Source organism: Boseongicola sp. (assembly GCF_057460485.1).
In genome coordinates, this window is record NZ_JBVCWP010000048.1 from 1 (window position 1) to 18,871 (window position 18,871).

At 58.3% G+C, this 18,871-nt stretch carries 17 protein-coding genes; 10 read left to right on the plus strand and 7 right to left on the minus strand.

Going from position 1 to position 18,871, the window contains the following annotated elements; translation table 11 throughout:
* The 7 genes from AC221Y_RS08295 to AC221Y_RS08325 all read left to right on the plus strand — a co-directional run.
* Window positions 1-1,326 (plus strand): peptidoglycan D,D-transpeptidase FtsI family protein (locus AC221Y_RS08295; protein ID WP_486707151.1); only part of this gene is annotated, 1,326 nt, incomplete at its 5' end.
* A gap of 18 nt (window positions 1,327-1,344) precedes the next feature.
* Entirely contained in the window at window positions 1,345-2,847 is a 1,503-nt protein-coding gene (locus AC221Y_RS08300) for a UDP-N-acetylmuramoyl-L-alanyl-D-glutamate--2,6-diaminopimelate ligase (RefSeq protein WP_299748524.1), read from the plus strand.
* Window positions 2,844-4,295 carry a UDP-N-acetylmuramoyl-tripeptide--D-alanyl-D-alanine ligase gene (locus AC221Y_RS08305; protein ID WP_299748522.1) on the plus strand — a complete coding sequence of 484 codons (1,452 nt, stop codon included), beginning with the start codon at window positions 2,844-2,846 and terminating at the stop codon, window positions 4,293-4,295. Before AC221Y_RS08300 ends, AC221Y_RS08305 begins: the two co-directional genes overlap by 4 nt.
* 1 nt (window position 4,296) lies before the next feature.
* Entirely contained in the window at window positions 4,297-5,379 is a 1,083-nt protein-coding gene (gene mraY / locus AC221Y_RS08310) for a phospho-N-acetylmuramoyl-pentapeptide-transferase (protein ID WP_299748519.1), read from the plus strand.
* A gap of 75 nt (window positions 5,380-5,454) precedes the next feature.
* Window positions 5,455-5,853 carry a DUF6524 family protein gene (locus AC221Y_RS08315; RefSeq protein WP_299748516.1) on the plus strand — a complete coding sequence of 133 codons (399 nt, stop codon included), beginning with the start codon at window positions 5,455-5,457 and terminating at the stop codon, window positions 5,851-5,853.
* 3 nt (window positions 5,854-5,856) lie between these two features.
* On the plus strand, window positions 5,857-7,269 hold the full coding sequence (gene murD, locus AC221Y_RS08320; RefSeq protein ID WP_299748513.1) for a UDP-N-acetylmuramoyl-L-alanine--D-glutamate ligase: 1,413 nt from the start codon (window positions 5,857-5,859) through the stop codon (window positions 7,267-7,269).
* Window positions 7,270-7,324: 55 nt separating this feature from the next.
* Entirely contained in the window at window positions 7,325-8,323 is a 999-nt protein-coding gene (locus tag AC221Y_RS08325) for a Gfo/Idh/MocA family protein (RefSeq protein ID WP_486707152.1), read from the plus strand.
* Here AC221Y_RS08325 and AC221Y_RS08330 read toward each other — a convergent pair.
* From AC221Y_RS08330 to AC221Y_RS08345, 4 genes are all read right to left on the minus strand, one after another.
* Entirely contained in the window at window positions 8,314-9,129 is an 816-nt protein-coding gene (locus AC221Y_RS08330; RefSeq protein WP_486707153.1) for a DnaJ domain-containing protein, read from the minus strand. The genes AC221Y_RS08325 and AC221Y_RS08330 overlap by 10 nt on opposite strands.
* Window positions 9,130-9,630: 501 nt before the next feature.
* Window positions 9,631-11,052 carry a UDP-N-acetylmuramate--L-alanine ligase gene (gene murC, locus AC221Y_RS08335; protein ID WP_299748504.1) on the minus strand — a complete coding sequence of 474 codons (1,422 nt, stop codon included), beginning with the start codon at window positions 11,050-11,052 and terminating at the stop codon, window positions 9,631-9,633.
* Window positions 11,049-12,146 (minus strand): UDP-N-acetylglucosamine--N-acetylmuramyl-(pentapeptide) pyrophosphoryl-undecaprenol N-acetylglucosamine transferase, encoded by a 1,098-nt coding sequence (locus tag AC221Y_RS08340; RefSeq protein ID WP_486707154.1) that lies wholly within the window; start codon window positions 12,144-12,146, stop codon window positions 11,049-11,051. Before AC221Y_RS08340 ends, murC begins: the two co-directional genes overlap by 4 nt.
* Window positions 12,143-13,309, minus strand: a complete 1,167-nt coding sequence (locus tag AC221Y_RS08345; protein WP_486707155.1) for a peptidoglycan glycosyltransferase FtsW — start codon at window positions 13,307-13,309, stop codon at window positions 12,143-12,145. Before AC221Y_RS08345 ends, AC221Y_RS08340 begins: the two co-directional genes overlap by 4 nt.
* A gap of 119 nt (window positions 13,310-13,428) precedes the next feature.
* Between AC221Y_RS08345 and AC221Y_RS08350 the strand changes: the two genes are divergently transcribed.
* Together AC221Y_RS08350 and AC221Y_RS08355 are read left to right on the plus strand one after the other, a co-directional pair.
* Window positions 13,429-14,622, plus strand: a complete 1,194-nt coding sequence (locus AC221Y_RS08350) for a BaiN/RdsA family NAD(P)/FAD-dependent oxidoreductase (protein ID WP_486707156.1) — start codon at window positions 13,429-13,431, stop codon at window positions 14,620-14,622.
* A gap of 259 nt (window positions 14,623-14,881) precedes the next feature.
* On the plus strand, window positions 14,882-15,484 hold the full coding sequence (locus tag AC221Y_RS08355; protein WP_486707157.1) for a hypothetical protein: 603 nt from the start codon (window positions 14,882-14,884) through the stop codon (window positions 15,482-15,484).
* Between the two features lie 77 nt (window positions 15,485-15,561).
* Here AC221Y_RS08355 and rpoH read toward each other — a convergent pair whose 3' ends face one another.
* Both rpoH and AC221Y_RS08365 read right to left on the minus strand, forming a co-directional pair.
* A complete protein-coding gene (gene rpoH, locus AC221Y_RS08360) occupies window positions 15,562-16,458 on the minus strand; it encodes an RNA polymerase sigma factor RpoH (RefSeq protein WP_299748490.1) in 897 nt (298 codons plus the stop codon).
* Window positions 16,459-16,668: 210 nt separating this feature from the next.
* Complete coding sequence (locus tag AC221Y_RS08365; RefSeq protein WP_486707158.1) at window positions 16,669-17,682, minus strand: RluA family pseudouridine synthase; 1,014 nt, start codon at window positions 17,680-17,682, stop codon at window positions 16,669-16,671.
* On the opposite strand from AC221Y_RS08365, the gene AC221Y_RS08370 reads away from it, so the two are divergent.
* Complete coding sequence (locus AC221Y_RS08370; RefSeq protein WP_299748485.1) at window positions 17,681-17,986, plus strand: DUF6476 family protein; 306 nt, start codon at window positions 17,681-17,683, stop codon at window positions 17,984-17,986. The genes AC221Y_RS08365 and AC221Y_RS08370 overlap by 2 nt on opposite strands.
* Here the strand turns inward: AC221Y_RS08370 and AC221Y_RS08375 are convergent.
* Window positions 17,983-18,871, minus strand: an 889-nt coding sequence (locus tag AC221Y_RS08375) for a metallophosphoesterase family protein (protein WP_486707159.1), incomplete at its 5' end; no start/stop codon positions are given. The genes AC221Y_RS08370 and AC221Y_RS08375 overlap by 4 nt on opposite strands.

Below are 18,871 nucleotides of genomic sequence, written 5' to 3' on the forward strand. Positions count from 1 at the left end.
ATTAAGCGGCGAATTAGTCCCGAGCAACAGCAGGCCGTCTTCGACATCGGGGATCCGGGGCTTTTGTTTGGGCCACGCGAGATGCGCCTTTACCCGAACGGGCGGGTTGCCGCGCACGTTCTGGGCGGCGCCGGGTATGGGCGCGAGGGCGTGTCCTCGGCCGAAGTGATTGGAGTCGCGGGCTTGGAAAAAGCTTTGGACGACGTGTTGCGTGATCCGGGGCGAGGCGACGTGCCATTGGCATTGTCGCTTGACCTGACGGTTCAGGCGGCTGTGGAACGCGTGCTTGCAGGCGGGATGCGTTTGATGAATGCAAAAGGTGCAGCCGCGGTTTTAATGGATATTAACACTGGCGAGATTGTCTCGATTGCCAGCCTTCCCGATTTTGATCCAAATAATCGCCCAACGCCGCTGACGACCGGGGATCCCGGGAATTCTCCTTTGTTTAATCGCGCAGTTCAGGGCGTGTACGAATTGGGGTCTACTTACAAAATATTCGCAGTGGCACAAGGCATCGAAGAGCGCATAGTAAGTCGATCGACGATGGTGGATATTCAAGGGCCGCTTCGCTGGGGCAAGTTCAAGATCCGAGATTTTCGCAATTATGGTAAGGCTTTGTCCGTTGAGGATGTGATTGTGAAGTCGTCGAATATCGGGACAGCGCGGATCGCTCAAAAGATCGGAGCTGAGCGTCAGCAAGCGTTTCTGGGCCAATTAGGTCTGCTTGAGGCGACACCGGTTGAGCTGATCGAAGCGGGAGGAGCCCGGCCACTGCTCCCAAAGAGCTGGTCTGAAATCTCGACGATGACGATTTCCTATGGCCACGGAATTTCTACCTCGCCTCTGCATTTGGCCGCGGCCTATGCCAGTCTCCTGAACGGCGGTCTTAAAGTCGCCCCCACGCTTCTTAAGAAAGATTACCCTGTGCCGGGGCCCCGGATCATTAGCGAAGACACGTCACGTCAGGCGCGCGAAATGCTGCGTCAGGTCGTGACGCGTGGGACGGCCTCGTTTGGTGAGGTTCCGGGGTATCGGGTTGGTGGCAAGACCGGGACGGCGGACAAGCCAAAACCGACCGGCGGCTACTACGAGGCCAAAGTTATCGCGACGTTTGCGAGTTTTTTCCCGGCGGACGATCCGAAGTATGTGTTGGTTGTGACACTGGACGAACCAGTGGAGACGAGCGGCAAGGAGCCGCGGCGAACCGCGGGCTGGACAGCGGTGCCGGTGGCTGCCGAGGTGATACGTCGCGTCGCGCCACTTTTGGGCCTTGCGCCGGGCGTTGAACCTGAGGCCCGCACGGGTGTAACACTGGCACGAAACTAGACCGCGAGGCCCGAGCATATGCAGACCCGTGGAAAGACGACGTCGCTGTCAGAGCTTGGGTTGACCGCGCGCAACGCTGGTGATGTCCGCGTCACCGGGCTGTCTGTGGATAGTCGTGACGTGAAAGACGGACATCTTTTTTGTGCGTTGCCGGGCACAAAAGTTCACGGCGCTGAGTTCATCCAATATGCAATTCGCATGCGCGCGGGGGCGGTGCTTACCGATCGGGAAGGCGCGGAGATAGCCGCCGTGGTTTTGGCCGAAAGCGCAATTCCTTTAGTGGTTGCCGAGGACCCGCGCGAAGCGTTGGCGTTTTGCGCAGCCCTTTGGTTTGAGGCCCAGCCTGAGATTGTGATCGCGGTCACGGGGACGAATGGAAAGACGTCGGTTGCGTCTTTCACGCGTCAGTTGTGGACTGAGATGGGCGCGCGAGCCGTGAACATCGGAACGACCGGTATTGAGGGTGCGTTTACCGCTCCGCTTCAACATACGACTCCGGAGCCGATCACGCTTCACCGGGCTTTGGCGCGGATTGCAGAAGCCGGGATTACGCATGCCGCGATGGAGGCGTCATCTCATGGTTTGGCCCAAAAAAGGTTGGATGGTGTGCGGCTGGCAGCGGCGGCGTTTACCAATCTTAGCCAGGATCATCTTGATTACCACGCGACGTTTGAAGAGTATTTTCAGGCAAAAGCGGGACTGTTTGAGCGCGTCCTTCCAGAGGATGCGACGGCTGTTGTTAACATTGATGACCCATGGGGTCCGCGGATGGCCGAGATCGTGGAGGCCCGTGGGCAGGACTTATTAACTGTCGGGCGTGATGAGGACGCTTTGTTGCGGATTTTGGGACAGCGTTTTGATGCGACAGGGCAGGAATGCCGTTTTGAGTGGGCCGGGAAAATACGGCAGGTACGGCTTGGATTGATCGGCGGCTTCCAGGCCGAAAACGCGCTTGTTGCTGCAGGTCTTTGTATTGCGACTGGCGCTGATACTGAAGAAGTCTTTGACGGGCTACACGCACTTGAAACCGTGCGAGGACGGATGCAATTCGCGGCGCGGCGCGACAATGGGGCGACGGTTTTTGTGGACTACGCCCATACGCCCGAGGCCTTGGTTACAGCATTGAAGGCGATCCGACCGCACGTTTTGGGACGACTAATTGTTGTCTTTGGAGCAGGCGGGGATCGCGACACAACAAAGCGGCCTTTGATGGGACGCGCGGTGGCTGATTATGCGGATGTGGCGATTGTAACGGACGACAATCCGCGAGGCGAAGACCCGGGCTTTATCCGGGCCGAGGTTCTGGCGGGCGCGCGTTTGGGAGCTGCCGATCTAGGTGAAGTGGGCGATCGCGCGGAGGCGATTTTGCGCGGTGTCGACGCGCTTGGGGCGGGAGACACATTGCTGATCGCGGGCAAAGGACATGAGACGGGTCAGATCGTCGGGGATGCGGTCTTGCCGTTTGACGATGTCGAACAGGCAAGCATTGCGGTCGCGGCTTTGGATGGGCGTGGTCTATGAGGGCGCTTTGGACACGGCAGGCAGCTTTGGATGCGACCCACGGCAAGGCGCAGGGCCCGGATTGGGTGGCGGCCGGCGTGTCGATTGACACGCGGACGCTTCAGCCGGGTGATTTGTTCATTGCTTTGAAGGACGTCCGCGACGGGCACGATTTCGTGGCAGATGCTTTGGCCAAGGGGGCCGCCGCCGCTTTGGTGGCTCGGGTCCCGACAGGTGTTGCGGCAGATGCGCCGTTAATCATTGTGAACGATGTGTTGGAAGGGCTGGAAGCCCTGGGCATTGCCGCAAGGGCGCGAACGGATGCCCGGATTATTGCGGTGACGGGATCGGCGGGAAAAACCTCAACCAAGGAGATGCTGCGGCAGGTCTTGTTGGAACAAGGGCGAACGCATGCTGCTGAAGCCAGCTACAACAACCACTGGGGCGTGCCTTTGACGCTGGCGCGAATGCCGGCTGACACCGAGTTTGCGATCATCGAAATTGGGATGAACGCACCGGGTGAAATTGCGCCGCTTTCCAAGATGACAAGGCCGCATGTGGCAATGATAACAACGGTGGCTGCGGCGCATTTGGAGGCTTTTGAGAATATCCAAGGGATAGCCCATGAGAAGGCTTCGATCTTTGAGGGATTGGAGCCGGACGGAGTGGCCCTGTTTAACGCTGATATCGAAACGGCGATAATTTTAGACGATAAAGCAAAGGCTTATGCGAGCCAACGCGTTGGATTTGGCGCTTTGCCAGGAGCGAAACTGCACGCGGATGATATCCAGCTGGGCGAAAAAACCAGCGTGGTGCGCGGCCAGTTTCGCGGCCAGTCATTCTCGTTTCGCGTCGGTGCGCCCGGACGTCATTTTGCAATGAATGCCTTGGCGGTCTATGGCGCAGCATGTCTGGTCGGAGCCGATGCGGAGGTCGCGGCCTGCGACATCGGAACGTGGAGCGCCCCCGCGGGGCGTGGCCTGCGCGAAACAGTGGTCCTGGACGCTGTCGAAGGCTGGACGTTTGAGCTGTTTGATGATGCCTTCAATGCAAACCCCGCGTCGATGGGCGCCGCCCTCTGGGTGTTAACCGCGGTTAGTCCCGAAGATGGCAAGGGACGCATTCGGCAAGGACGCCGCATCGCCGTGCTTGGCGACATGCTGGAACTAGGAAAAACCGAGGAAGCGCTCCATGCCGGTATGGCGGGTCATCCAGCGATGGAACTAATTGATCGTGTCGACTGCGTCGGCCATAGGATGCGCGCTTTATACGATGCCTTGCCGGATGAAAAACGCGGACGCTGTGTTGCGACGGCAGAAGAGCTGGCGGCAGACGCGCATCATCTTGTAGATGCGGGTGATGTGGTGCTGGTTAAGGGGTCAAAAGGCAGTAAGGTAAGCCTTGTCGTTGACGCGCTTCGAAAACAGGGCGAGCGGCGCAAATCCGCCGCGGATAAGGGACGGGCTTAGTATGCTGTATTGGCTGACGCTATTTTCTGATGGTGGTGATTTTTTCAATCTTTTCAGGTATATAACGTTTCGCGCTGGCGGCGCGTTTTTCACGGCATTGATCTTTGGGTTCCTGTTTGGCCGCCCGCTTATTGATCTGTTGAACCGCAGACAAAAGAACGGACAGCCCATTCGCGAAGATGGCCCTGAAAGCCATATCGAAGGCAAGGCGGGCACGCCAACAATGGGTGGCGTTTTGATCCTTGGAGCTGTGGTGACGTCCTCCCTTTTGTGGGCCCGGCTGGACATTGGCTATGTTTGGATGGTGCTGTTTGTGACGATCGCTTTTGGGGCGATCGGCTTTGTCGATGACTATCAGAAAGTGACGCGAAATTCGCACGCGGGCGTTTCGGGCCGGGTCCGGCTTGCGCTTGGGTTTGTGATCGCTGCGGTGGCTGGTTTTTGGGCGGTGGGGATGCATCCGGAAGAGCTTCAAAACCGCATCGCAATCCCAGTTGTCAGTGGCCTTCTTAACCTTGGCCTTATGTTTTTACCCTTTGCCATGTTGGTGATTGTCGGCTCCGCCAATGCGGTCAACCTGACGGACGGACTTGATGGGCTTGCGATCATGCCCGTGATGATTGCTGCCGGGTCGCTGGGGGTGATTGCCTATGCGGTCGGGCGGACCGACTTTACGGAATATCTTGGAATTAATTATGTTCCGGGTACCGGTGAGATTCTGATATTTACGGCCGGCTTAATCGGTGGAGGACTTGGGTTTCTTTGGTACAACGCCCCCCCCGCCGCTGTCTTCATGGGGGATACGGGCTCGCTTGCCCTTGGCGGCGCTTTGGGCGCCATAGCGGTGGCGACAAAACATGAGATCGTTTTGGCCATTGTTGGCGGTCTTTTCGTGGTCGAGGCGATGAGCGTGATTATTCAGGTGGCTTACTTCAAAAGTACGGGCAAACGCGTCTTTCTGATGGCACCGATCCACCATCACTTCGAGAAAAAGGGCTGGTCCGAACCGCAAATTGTGATCCGCTTCTGGATTATCAGCCTGATATTGGCTTTGGTTGGATTGGCGACGCTGAAGGTGCGTTAAGATTAATGAAGGTAAACGTTGGCCTTGGCTAAGCGAATTGCCAGCGCAATAGCGTGATATATGGAGTAGGTTGGAATGGGTTTTTTGGTTCGGTGGTTCGTGGCATTTGTATTGCTCGCGATCACGTTCAATCCAACTGAACTGAATTTTGTACGATGGGCTTCAACGTCCTGGGATGATCAGACGTCATTGGTCGTGCTGTTTGGCTTGGTGTTGCTTGTGGTCTACGTGGTGTTCCTGACAGCGGTTCTGCGCGGGATCGGAGCGCTTGGCGTTGTCCTGGTTCTGGCGGTCATCGCAGCTTTGGTCTGGGTGCTTTTGGACATTGGATGGCTGTCGATCGAAAACCCCGGAGTATTGACCTGGGTGGCGATACTTGCGCTATCCATTGTGCTTGCGGTTGGAATGTATTGGGGCATTCTGTGGCGTAGGATTTCCGGACAGATCGAGGTTGACGATGACGAAGACGCTTGAGGCATGATACCGGTACGCGGCGTTAACGGACGACGAATTGCAGTTCTTGGCTTGGGCCGGACAGGCCTATCCGCTGCGCGCGCCCTGGTTGCGGGTGGGGCGGATGCGCTTTGTTGGGACGACGGGGACGCTGCGCGAGAGAGCGCAGAGGCCGAAGGTCTGACGCTGCACAACCTTGGGCGGGATGGGGCCTGGCATGGGGTCGCGGCATTGATTGTATCCCCCGGAATTCCGCATCTTTACCCCGTACCCAACCGGCATATTGCATCGGCGATGGCCGCGGGTGTGCCGGTAGATAACGACATCGGTTTATTCTTCAGATCTTTGGCGGTGCCGGAGTGGGATGGGTTTGAAACTGCGCCACGGGTGATTGCAGTGACTGGCTCGAACGGAAAGTCGACGACTTCGGCTTTGATCCAGCATTGCCTTGAGGTTGCGGGGCGCGAAAGCCAGCTTGCCGGAAATATCGGACGCGGTGTTTTGGATATTGATCCGCCGGGTGACGGCGACGTGGTGGTCTTGGAGCTGTCTTCATACCAAACGGAATTGGCCCGTGCGTTAACGCCAGATGTAGCGGTCTTTACCAATCTTACTCCGGATCATCTGGACCGTCATGGTGGCCTAGGAGGCTACTTCGCGGCGAAGCGGCGCCTATTCGCTGAAGGTGGCCCGGATCGCGCGGTGATCGGCGTTGATGAGGCAGAGGGACGTTTTCTAGCGGGCCAACTGGCAGAGGCTGCGAGCGATGATCGCGTTATCCGGGTGTCTGCGGGTCAGAAACTTGTCGGTGCGGGTTGGAATGTCTTTGTGCGCAAAGGCTTCTTGGCGGAATACCGCAAATCACGACAGGTTGCTTCAATGGACCTGCGCGGTGTTCGCGGGCTGCCAGGGGCACACAACCATCAGAATGCCTGTGCGGCGTTTGCGGCATTGCGTGCGCTTGGACTGGCACCGAAGCTGATTGAGCAAGCGTTCCATAGCTTTGAGGGGCTTCCCCATCGCAGTCAGATCATCGCAGAGCGCGACGGCGTAACCTTCGTTAACGACAGTAAAGCCACGAACGCTGACAGTGCCGCGAAGGCTTTGGCGGCCTTTCCGGCGGTCCGTTGGATTGTTGGGGGGCAAATGAAAGATAGCGGGTTGCAGGCCGTTGCCCCGCATTTAGGGCATGTTGTGAAGGCATACGCTATTGGACGCCAAGCGGCCGAGGTGGCGCTGGAACTTCAGGCAATGGCCGATGGTGTGACTTGCGAAGTTTGCGAGACGATTGCGATTGCGGTCGCGCGCGCGGCCGGGGAAGCGGTGGCGGGGGACACTGTATTGTTGGCCCCGGCGGCTGCGAGTTTTGACCAGTACGACAATTTCGAAAGACGCGGCGAAGCCTTTATTGCGGAGGTTGAAAAGGCTCTGACCTAGGATCCTTTTCTACGTGAACGGGTTGAGTGATACGTCTTTGGCAAAGGAGAACGATATGATGAAACCAATTCGATGGGGCGTCCTTGGCGCCGGTAAATTTGCCCGCGAACAGATGACTCCCGCGATTCATATGGCTGAAAACGCTGTATTCTCTGCAATCGCGACGTCTGATCCAAGGAAGGCTGAGACGTTTCAGGCCTTCCAGCCGGGCTTGCGCGTGTTTGGCGATTATGAGGACCTTTTGGCGGATAGCGAGATCGATGCCGTCTATGTGCCGCTGCCCAACCATTTGCATGTGGAGTGGACATTGAAGGCTTTGGCGGCGGGAAAAGCAGTCCTGACAGAGAAACCAATTGGTCTTGATGAGGCAGATTTTGATCGGTTGATCGGCGCGCGCGATGACGCAGGTCTACTGGCCGCCGAAGCCTATATGCCGGTCCATCATCCGCAATGGATGAAGGCGCGTGATCTGATCGCGGAGGGTGCGATTGGTGAACTGGCGCATGTGAGGGGCATGTTTACCTATAATAACAGCGCAAGCCCGGACAATATTCGCAACAGGCCGGAAACTGCGGGTGGCGGCTTGCGGGATATCGGGGTGTATCCGTTCGGCACGGCAAGGTTTGCCACGGGGCAGGAACCGAATTCTGTTCGCGCGGATATTTCCTGGGAGAACGGCGTCGATACGATCGCGCGCATTAACGCATCTTTCCCGAAGTTTACATTTGAGGCCGTGGTCAGCATGCGCATGCAAGAGTTTCAGGAGATGTCGTTCCACGGAGATCGCGGCGTTTTGCATCTTGCCGCGCCCTTCAATCCTCTGCGATATCGTGAAGCGTCGGTGCAGATAGGCACCGATGATGAAACGCGCGTTTGGCGGTTCCCGGCCTTCAACCAATATGTCGCTCAGGTCGAGAACTTTGGCGCGGCGATGCGCGGAAAAATGGTTTATCCCGCCCCGTTGGAATTCAGCCGAGGCACGCAGCGCATGATAGATATGGCATTCGCCGCGGCCGGGGCGACCGCGGGCAATACGCCGATTGATTACGCGTAGGCGCGCGGCATCGCCACGGCGGGCTTTGGCCATTCGCCCAGCCCAAAATGAATACGGACGCTTTTCGCGCCGGGGAAAGATTCCGCCAGCGTCGAGGCTGAGACAACATGGGTTCCGATACCTTCTTCCGGCGCCTTGAAGCGTACGATGATCGGCAAGACTTTACGGTTGTCTGTAAACGCGCCAGTCGGCACGGCAACACGGTTCGCGCCTTCTTCGATGGACGCGCTCACCATGTAGGAGATGCGGCGGCCACTTTGGCGGATCGCGTAAGGCAAGTGGTTTGTATGAGGAACGTGCGGGGCACCAGTGTTTTTGATAATGTCGAGGATGCTGGCGCGCAGGGATTGTTCGTCCAGATCAGGCTCGGCCATGAACGGAATTTCGTCCAGAAGTGTACGGCATTCCTGTGCTTCGTCCGCGTTGATCCTGCAAATGCGTGAGGTCAAAGCTGTGCGCAAGCGGCGGGGCCTGACGTAGTCAGCAGCGGCGATTTCGTCGTCACCGACCTGGCCGACAGGAACGCTACCGGGACGGCGTGCTTTGGGGTGGATCGTTGTCGCTCCGGTATCGGTCGGTGCGGTTTGCAGAGCATCCGTCGCGGTGTAGCCTTTGTCGTCCTTCAAGAGCGCATAAGCGGTGGCGATCCTCGCAAACTCGTCCGCGGTACCTTCGCCGCGGTCGGGGTGTTTTTCGAATGCCAGCTTCTTGTATGCGGCGCGAATCTCGTCGTGATCGGGGTGGCCTTTGAGGCCGAGTATCTCTTGTGCGTAAGCACGCGCTTGGGCTTTTTCAAAGAAATTCATGGCTTTAACACTCTTTACTTGCGACGTTGGGTTTGGGAGAAATGGCTTCGGCACGTGCCGAATTGGTTCCCGTATGACCCGCAGTCAAACTCATTACACATTTACGTCTTACTCTCTGACGCCTTTGCAGTATTCAACTAAAATGAGTGCTGAGTTTGACGAAAATTGTGTTCTTTCGAGGCGCATTGTGGCGACAATGGAATCCAGTCGTTTGGGTGAGAACACTTTGTTCGCAGTTTCCATCGTTTGTAAATTCCGGCAGGTAATCCAAGCGCACTGCGGCATACTACCATCTGTGCCACAGCGACCGACAGGAGTTGGTTGAGGGGCGCGTATGGGGCTGTCGCGAACAACAGAGCAAAGACCCCTGCAAGGACAAACCCGCAGACGATCAAGCCAGCAGCGCCCTTCCAGCCGCGCAGAGTGACACCTTCGCGGGAGGCGAGGACGCTGAGGAGAAAGATGGCGAAGTAGATCAGGCTTGCGACTACCGCCGCTATTTTAGCTGGCGTGTTTCATCAGGCGAGCGGGCAGGTTGTTGGCCCAGGTACTGATCGTGCCGGCACCGAGACACACAACGATATCTCCGGGGCGGGATTGTTCGCGGACGAGACGCTCGAGATCGGCTTCGCTGATAATGGCGCGGGCGTGGCGGTGACCGTGGCGGATCAAACCGGCGACGAGGTCTTCGCGTGTCGCACCCGGGATCGGATCTTCGCCTGCACCATAGACTTCGGCAATTCCAACAACATCAGCGTCGTTGAAGCAGGTGCAGAAGTCCTCGAACAATGTGGACAGGCGTGAATAACGGTGTGGTTGGTGAACGGCGATGACGCGGGCGTCCGGGTTATCGGCGACGGCTTGGCGCGCGGCCTTAAGGACGGCGGCGATTTCAACCGGGTGGTGGCCGTAGTCGTCGATGATGGCGACGCCATCGACTTCGCCGACTTTGGTGAAGCGGCGATTGACGCCTTTGAAGCTGGCCAGTGCTCCGCGGATTTCGGCGGCCTTCATGCCGAGATGGCGTGCGACCGCGACAGCCGCGAGAGCGTTTGAGACGTTGTGGTCGCCGGGCATGGGAAGAGTGCAGTTTTCGATCGTGATATCGTCCTGCGCGAGGAGGATGTCGAAGTGCGCAGTGCCGCTTTTGTAACGAAGATTAACGGCGCGGACCTCGGCTTGAGCATTAAATCCATACGTAACAATCCGGCGGTCGGTGATGCGCCCAACCAGCGCCTGCACTTCGGGATGGTCGGTGCATAGGACGGCAAGACCGTAAAACGGGATGTTTGAGACGAAGTCGTCGAAGCCTTTGCGAAGGTTCTCGATCGTGCCCCAGTGTTCCATGTGCTCGGGATCGATATTGGTGACGATAGCGATGGTCGCGGGCAGGCGATTAAAGGTGCCGTCGCTTTCGTCGGCTTCGACCACCATCCATTCGCCCTTTCCAACGCGCGCATTGGAATCGTAGGCGTGAATGATGCCACCGTTGATGACCGTCGGGTCGATGCCGCCGGCGTCGAGAAGGGCTGCGACCATCGTGGTGGTGGTGGTTTTACCGTGGGTGCCTGCAACCGCTATGTTGGAGCGAAGGCGCATCAGCTCGGCGAGCATTTCGGCACGGCGCACGACTGGCAGGCCGAGGCGGCGGGCTTCGTCAAGCTCTGGATTGCCACGTTTGATGGCGGACGAGATGACGATCACTTCGGCGCCTTCAAGGTTCTCGGCGCGCTGGCCTTCGAAGATTTTGGCGCCGAGGCGTTCAAGACGGTTGGTGATTTTGGTGGCCTTAAGATCGGAGCCTTGCACGATATAACCCGCTTCGATCAGCACCTCTGCGATGCCCGACATGCCTATGCCTCCGATGCCAACGAAGTGGATGGGACCCATTTCGGTGGGCAGTTTGGTGGCTGCTGCGTTCATGCGCGTCTCTCCGCGAGTCGTTCGACCAGCGCGGCGAGGCGCTCGGTTGCGTCAGGTTTACCTGTCGATAAGGCATTTGCGGCCATTTGCGCGGCATGGGGGGCGTCGGTCAGGATGGCGCGGATTTGCTCACAAAGGGTGGGAGGATCAAGAGCGGATTCTTTGATGAGCAAGGCGGCGCCTGCATCGACGAGGCCGCGGGCGTTGGCGGTTTGGTGATCAGCGGTCGCCGCAGCGAAAGGGATAAGGATGGAGGGGCGGCCGATGATCGACACGTCGGCGACAGAGGATGCTCCGGCGCGCATGATGACAAGATGCGCCGCGCTCATGCACTCCGGGACGTCGGAAAAAAAGGTCTGAACGTCGGCGTCGATGCCTGCAAGCGTGTAGGCATCGGTGACGCGGGCGAGGTCTTCGGGGCGAGCCTGATGGCTGACGTGCAGGCGCGGGTGGAGATCTTTTGGCAAGAGTGTGAGGGCTTCGGGCACAACGTCGGAGAGAACGCGCGCGCCTTGGCTTCCGCCCATGACAAGGATGTTAAGTGGTCCGCCGGTGGCGCTTGGGTACGGGGCGTTGTGGCGATCCAGAATAGCGGCGCGGACGGGGTTTCCGGTGTGGATGCCGTCGATGCCGCTGGGCAGATCAGTTGGCCAGGTGCCACAGGCGACTTTGTTCACGCGGGGTGCAAAAACTCGGTTGACCCTGCCAAGCACACCGTTTTGTTCGTGGATCATACGCGGAATGCGCAAGACCCAGGCAGCAGCGATTGCCGGTATTGAGGGGTAGCCACCGAACCCTGCGACGACGGTTGGGCGGTCCGTCATGAAGCGCCATTTAGCGGCCGCGATGCCGGCCACTATGCTTAACGGGACGAGCGCTTTGGCGATCAGCCCGCCGCGGGCGAAAGTGGCGCTGTTAACGCGGGTTACTGTGACCGCGTCGGGAAAGCCGCTGGTGTAGCGTGCGCCTCGCGCGTCGGTAGACAGCGTGACGCGCCAGCCACGGTCCAGCATGGCCTCGGCGAGCGCTTGTGCCGGAAACATATGCCCGCCGGTGCCGCCCGCGGCGATGACAAGATGAGGCTGTTTGCTCAACGGCCTTTCCTTATGAGGTGGTCTGCTATTTCGCCTTGGGGGCGGGCGCGGGTGAGAGCAAGGAGCATTCCAATCAGGATGCCGCCCGCAATAAGGGAGGATCCGCCGTAGCTTACGAAGGGCAGCGTCATGCCTTTTGCTGGCAGAAGGCGGACCGCGACCGACATATTGATCATCGCTTGCACGGCGAACGTGCACGCAAGGCCAGTGCCTGCAAGCCGGATGAAGGGGTCGCGTTCGCGCATCAGGCGGAACAGAGATCGCAGCGCAATCGAGCCGTAAAGGAAGATGATCACGAGGACGAGGATGAGGCCGTATTCTTCCGCAGCGACAGCGATAATGAAGTCTGTGTGTGCATCAGGAAGTGACCATTTGACGGTGCCTTCCCCGACGCCGACGCCGAAAAAACCGCCCTCGCGGATGGCGTTCGCGGCGTAGCCAAGCTGCGTTGTAGGGTCGACATCCGCTGAGAGGAAGCCGTCGATACGGCGGGCGAAGTGTTCGGAGTTTTGGTAGGCGAACGCGCCTCCGACCACAGTGAGGCCCGCGATCCCGGCAAGGACTAAAACGGGCGCTCCACCGACGAAATACATGACACCCCATGCAAACAGGACAAGGCAAGCTTGGCCGAAGTCGGGTTGCAGGGCGAGGAGGAGGGTGATGAACAGTGCCAGACCAAACGAATAGCTTTTACCGGGCGGGCCTGCGACCTCGTTTGAGGCGGCGATCATCCAGCCTGCGACGACGATGAAACCGGGTTTCAGGAATTCCGACGGTTGGATCGAGCCGAAGCCGAGTGAAAACCACCGGACAGCGCCTTTACCATAGTCCGTTCCAAAGATCGGCAGCAGCATGAGTGCCACAAGGCTGCACGCAAAGCCGATGACCGCGATGCGGCGGACGGTTTGTGGCGACATAAGTGAGAAGGCAAACATGGTTAACATCGCGAGCGAACCGAAGAGTGCCTGGCGCTGCACATAGTGGAAATCGGCAAAGCCGTTGCGTTGTGCCAACGGGGGCGAAGCGGCGAGGCCGAGCAAAAGTCCGATCCCGAACAGGAGGAACACGGCGCTAAGCGACCATTTATCGATGGTGCGCCACCATCGCGGGAGAATCGGCTCTCCGTCCCTTGTGGGGACTGAGCCATAAACCATTTCTGTCATGCGTCCTGCTCGAACTGCCTTGGCTGCGCCCGGTTGTCCGGGTCTGCTTTGCAGTATAACGAATCGGAGCACAAAGGGCTAGGAAAACATCGGGTTTTCGGCCGGTTCAGGCGGGCAAAGTGGGCGAGACGGTCAATACGTTGATTTTAGGCGCGGGTGCAGCGGGTTTGAAGTGCGCAGCACATGCCGGGCCGGATGTTTTGGTGGTCGATCACGCGAAATCTCCGGGCGAGAAAATACGGATTTCGGGCGGTGGCCGGTGTAATTTTACAAACCTTGGATGCAGTCCCGAGACTTTTGTTTCGCAGAACCCGCACTTCGCGAAATCGGCCTTGAGCCGCTACACGCAGTGGGACTTCATCGCATTGGTCGAGGCCTATGGGATTGCCTGGCATGAAAAGACCTTGGGACAGTTGTTTTGTGATGGCTCTTCGAAGGAGATCATTGCGATGCTGGTTTCTGAGCTTGAAAAGGCTGGCGCAAAGCTCTGGCCTAAAACGGAAATCAAAGATGTGGTTCGGAGAGATGGAGTGTTTCACGTCGCTTTGGTGCGCGATGGACGACCTGTTCAGATTGAGGCGAAAAACCTTGTTTTGGCGACGGGTGGCAAGTCGATCCCAAAGATGGGCGCGACCGGCCTGGCGTATCGGTTAGCGCAGCAGTTCGGACTTGCCATGACGGATACGCGCCCTGCATTGGTGCCGTTTACGCATGACGATGCCGCGTTGAAGGCTTTGGCTGGGGTTGCGGTTCAGGGACGTGCTTCGGCGGGCGGGGCGATCTTTGATGAAGCGATTTTGTTTACCCATCGCGGGCTTTCGGGTCCTGCTATTTTGCAGGTGTCATCCTATTGGCGCGAAGGTGAGGATGTGACGCTAAACCTTTGCCCTGAAACGAATTTGGCGGATCATATGAGTGCAGAAAAGCGCAAGACCGGACGGCGCGGGATGGTGTCTGTTTTGGCAGGGACATTGCCTCAGCGGCTGGCGCAAGAAGTTGCGGAACGCCTAGAATTGACGGGAAATCTGGCGGATCAGCCGGACTCGCGGCTTGAGGAGATCGCGGACGCAGTGCATGCGTGGCCGTTCCGTCCGACGGCGACGGAAGGCTATCGGACGGCGGAAGTAACGCTTGGGGGCATCGACACGGACGGGTTGTCGTCGAAAACGATGGAGGCCAAGACGGTTCCAGGTCTTTTTGCTATCGGAGAGGCGGTCGATGTGACGGGGTGGCTAGGCGGATACAACTTTCAGTGGGCCTGGTCGTCGGGCTGGGCGGCAGGGCAGACGATTTCTGGGCGGCAGGCAGGGTAGTTTGCCTGAGTGCGCCTGAGAAATGGACCCGAATACGACGGATTGTTGCGAATGCCCAAGCGGTTTTTTGCTGAATGAATATGCGTCTTGAGGACAATCGCCGGGTCGCCGGCTAGATTTCGTGGATGGCTGTGAACAGCGACCAAGTCGCCGCGTTTTCGCCTTGGAACCGACAAATGCCAGCCACAAAGTCGCAAAACCCTGGGCGGAAGAAAGCCGCTGAGATCTGGCGGTGCAGCCATTCCGGGATACACACGACATGGATGCAGATCTTTTGAACGATGGGGCCCGATTGGTGCATTTGTTGGGGTTGTCGCTTGGGCTCGCGATTGCGCTTTTAGCGGGGGCATCGGCAGCGCGCGCTGTTTTGCGACCGCTTCACGAGCGAGAGGTCGAGATATTGCAGACATTGCATCACTTTGTGACGCTTGGGCTTGTCCTTTTATGGGCAAGCGGGCTGACGCTTTTGTGGTTACGAACTGGCTTTGAGGTCGCGCAGTTTAGCCCGAAGCTTTGGGCCAAGCTTTGCGTGGTGATGATCCTGACCGTGAGCGCGATTGCAATCGGACGGATTGGATTGCCGACCCTTTTACGGTTCCAAAGTTGGTGGTTCGGAGACATTCCGCTGCCGGAGCGCGTTCAGCTTTGCGCATTGGGAGTGCTGTCGGCGGCGTGCTGGTTATCGGCGTTGGCGCTCGGTGTGTTTGGATATTTCAAGACGCTCAACGCGGATCAGCTGACGCATATTCTGGCGGTAACCCTGATTGCCGCGCTGTTTCTGGCTTTGTTGGCGGCGACGGTTACGCCATTGATTGCGTTCCTTGTCCGCTTGAAGAAACGGCGGTCAGCGGCACAGGGATAAGGTTTTGTCACCGCAACAAAAAAGACCCCGCGAATTGCACGGGGTCTTTCGTGTGGGAACACTTGGCCTTGGGGGGGTCAGGCCTGTTCCAAGATGCCTTTGCCTTTTGCAAGCTCTTGCATCCGCTTTTGCAGCTTTTCAAACGCGCGCACTTCGATCTGTCGAATGCGCTCGCGGCTGACGCCGTATTGACCACTGAGGTCTTCTAAAGTGATTGGCGCATCCTGCAGGCGGCGTTGGGTCAAAATGTCCTGTTCGCGTTCGTTGAGGACCTCCATCGCCTCGGCGAGAAGTTCACGACGCACTTCAAGCTCGTCGCGCGCTTCATAGTCACCCGCCTGATCGGCGTCCTCGTCTTCAAGCCAATCCTGCCATTGTGCAGTCCCTTCACCCTCGGCCGAGACCGTGGCGTTCAGCGAGGCATCACCACCCGACAAGCGCCGGTTCATCGAGATGACTTCGGCTTCTGTAACGTTCAGATCCGTTGCTATCCGCTCGACGTTTTCCGGGCGCAGGTCGCCTTCTTCAAGGGCGCCGATGCGGGCCTTGGCTTTACGAAGGTTAAAGAACAGCTTTTTTTGCGCGCTGGTCGTGCCTAGCTTAACCAAGCTCCATGAGCGCAGGATGTATTCCTGGATTGAGGCACGGATCCACCACATCGCGTAGGTCGCAAGGCGGAAGCCTTTTTCGGGGTCAAAGCGTTTGACCGCCTGCATAAGGCCCACATTGGCTTCGGAAATAACCTCGGCCTGAGGGAGCCCGTAGCCGCGATAGCCCATGGCGATTTTTGCTGCCAAGCGCAGATGCGACGTCACCATCTGGTGCGCGGCATCGGTGTCCTGGTCTTCCACCCAACGCTTTGCGAGCATGTATTCTTTCTCGTGCTCAAGCATGGGGAACTTTCGGATCTCTTGAAGATACCTGTTCAGCCCGCCTTCGGGAGACGGCGCAGGTAGATTTGCGTAATTAGCCATCTCAAATTCCTTTCCCTGTAGGTCACTATGTTGCGACTCTTAACATAGATGGTGAACCGATTGGTTCAGTTCAAGGTTTGAGAGGAGATATTTATCGCCTCTCGTTGAAGCAAAGATGTATGCGATGAAGGTTTTATTCCAGTCGCAAGCCCGTGACCTCACGTCTATGTGCAGGTTCAAGCAGAAATTCAGGTTTCAATGCGCATAAATTCACAGTCCACCTAGGGCTTTTCTAAGCACGCTCATGTCTTCAGGGAGGGGTGTTGTGAAGCTTAAAGCCTCGCGCGTGACCGGATGAATAAAGCCAAGCGTTTCGGCGTGAAGCGCCTGTCTGGCAAAGGCTTTCGCGGTTTCGGCACCGGGTGTGTCAGCGCCCAAACGCCGGCGGCCGCCGTAGGTGGGATCACCGATTAGCGCATGTCCAATGTGGGCGGCATGGACACGGATTTGATGGGTCCGCCCGGTTTCAAGGTTGCAATAAATCTCGGCTGCAGCGCGGTCAAATGTTTCAATGACGCGGATGCGCGTGACAGCGTGGCGGCCCCCGTTGAACAAAACCGCCTGTTTTTGGCGGTCTGTTTTGTGGCGGGCCAACTGTGTGGTGACTTTAATGATGTTGCCGGGCTCGAAGTTGATGCCCTTGATGCCGCGCAGGCGCGGATCGCCCCGATCGGGGACACCATAGCAAAGCGCGCGGTAGGTGCGTTCCACCGTATGGGCGGCAAACTGGTCGGCGAGGCCATGGTGCGCTGCGTCGGATTTTGCGACGACAAGAAGTCCGGAGGTGTCTTTGTCTATGCGATGCACGATGCCGGGGCGTTTTTCGCCGCCCACGCCGGAAAGATCGCCGCCAAAATGGTGGAGGAGCGCATTAACAAGCGTGCCGGAGTACGAGCCGGGCGCAGGGTGGACGACCATACCGGCGGATTTGTTCACAACAAGGAGGTCGTCGTCCTCGTGGATGATGTCGAGGGGGATCGCCTCGGGGAGGGTTTCCACCTCGACGGCGTCAGGAACGGCGATCTCGAAGACATCGCCCTCGGCCACTTTCGCTTTGGTATCCGTTAACGGCACACCGTTCTTGCTGACGGCGCCTTCGGCGATCAGGCGCATAAGGCGCGAGCGGCTGAGGTGTGCGGCCTCTGGCACATCGCGGGCGAGCGCCTTATCAAGGCGCGACGGCGGGGCTTCGCCGATGGTAATGCGATGGACGGTCTGGGACATGGACGAACGCGAGCCTTCCGTGGGTGAGGTCAGGCACCTCAAATATCTCAAGTGGCTTGTGACGATCTTGACCGTCACGATGATCGGCGGGGTTCTAACGGTCGTGGGCCTGCTTGTCATGCAGTTTGGTGCAATGAACGCTATTCCTTTGCCCGATGAGATCGAATTGCCGGACGGGGCGGCAGCGGTTGCGTTTACGCAAGGATCAGACTGGTTTGCTGTCGTGACGGATGCGGACGAGATATTGGTATTCTCGCGGGCGACAGGGGGCCTGACCCAACGGATCGAGATCGTCGTCGACTAGGCGAGCCACCCCGTCTCAAGAGCGCGCGCCCAGCCGTCTTCGCCATGGGCGCGCGCCAAGGCCGCCATTTCGGTCGGATCGTAGGGCACGGCGATAAATTCCGCACGCCAGACATCGTCGGTTTTCTCAACAATTGCGTAGCGTGCGTCGGGGGCGCCGATTTGATGGATGAACGGTGGATCGACGCGGGTGTCGTCGAAGGCGGGGCAGCCGACAGAGCCAGGATTAACGATCGCCGGGCCTTTGGGCAGGCGCACAAACGCAGGCGTATGGGTGTGGCCGCAGGCGATGAGCATGGCGTCGGTTTCGCCGAGCCTTTCGCTGACGTCTTTAAGGTCGCGCGGGATCATTCGGGCCTGTGGGCCCATCTCGTGGAGCCACATGTCATCATCGTCGTTGATGGTGGCGTGACAAAAGAGCATGTCGTCAAGGCTGATGGTCTGGGGAAAGCTTTTGAGCCAGTTGATATGGACGGCCGACAGATCGTCGATGATCCAGGCCTCCCAAAGGCCCATTGCGGCTTTGGGGCGATCATAAAGTTGGCGGTCGTGGTTGCCTCGGACAGTGGGCAGGTTGCGCGCGATCAGAAGATCAGCGGTGCCAGCGGCGTCGAGCGGTCCGGAAAGGCAATCGCCAAGGTTGATGATCTGGGTAATGCCACGCCGATCGATATCAGCAAGCACGGCTTCAAGCGCGGCGCGGTTGGCGTGGATGTCGGAGATTATGGCGGTTTGCATGTGGGCGACATTGCAGATTTCCACCCAAACGTTAAAGGGCCGGGTGAGCGGTTTTTCATCTAAATCAACGACCGGGAAGAAGTGGTACCGCCTCCCCGGCTTGAACGGGGGACCCCTGGTTCCACAAACCAGTGCTCTAACCAACTGA

Excerpts from the sequence above, each read along its gene's own strand:
- AC221Y_RS08300 (WP_299748524.1), top strand. The coding sequence starts at position 1,345 with ATGCAGACCCGTGGAAAGACGACGTCGCTGTCAGAGCTTGGGTTGACC.
- AC221Y_RS08305 (WP_299748522.1), top strand. The coding sequence starts at position 2,844 with ATGAGGGCGCTTTGGACACGGCAGGCAGCTTTGGATGCGACCCACGGC.
- mraY (WP_299748519.1), top strand. The coding sequence starts at position 4,297 with ATGCTGTATTGGCTGACGCTATTTTCTGATGGTGGTGATTTTTTCAAT.
- AC221Y_RS08315 (WP_299748516.1), top strand. The coding sequence starts at position 5,455 with ATGGGTTTTTTGGTTCGGTGGTTCGTGGCATTTGTATTGCTCGCGATC.
- murD (WP_299748513.1), top strand. The coding sequence starts at position 5,857 with ATGATACCGGTACGCGGCGTTAACGGACGACGAATTGCAGTTCTTGGC.
- AC221Y_RS08325 (WP_486707152.1), top strand. The coding sequence starts at position 7,325 with ATGATGAAACCAATTCGATGGGGCGTCCTTGGCGCCGGTAAATTTGCC.
- AC221Y_RS08330 (WP_486707153.1), bottom strand. The coding sequence starts at position 9,129 with ATGAATTTCTTTGAAAAAGCCCAAGCGCGTGCTTACGCACAAGAGATA.
- murC (WP_299748504.1), bottom strand. The coding sequence starts at position 11,052 with ATGAACGCAGCAGCCACCAAACTGCCCACCGAAATGGGTCCCATCCAC.
- AC221Y_RS08345 (WP_486707155.1), bottom strand. The coding sequence starts at position 13,309 with ATGACAGAAATGGTTTATGGCTCAGTCCCCACAAGGGACGGAGAGCCG.
- AC221Y_RS08355 (WP_486707157.1), top strand. The coding sequence starts at position 14,882 with ATGGATGCAGATCTTTTGAACGATGGGGCCCGATTGGTGCATTTGTTG.
- rpoH (WP_299748490.1), bottom strand. The coding sequence starts at position 16,458 with ATGGCTAATTACGCAAATCTACCTGCGCCGTCTCCCGAAGGCGGGCTG.
- AC221Y_RS08370 (WP_299748485.1), top strand. The coding sequence starts at position 17,681 with ATGGACGAACGCGAGCCTTCCGTGGGTGAGGTCAGGCACCTCAAATAT.
- AC221Y_RS08365 (WP_486707158.1), bottom strand. The coding sequence starts at position 17,682 with ATGTCCCAGACCGTCCATCGCATTACCATCGGCGAAGCCCCGCCGTCG.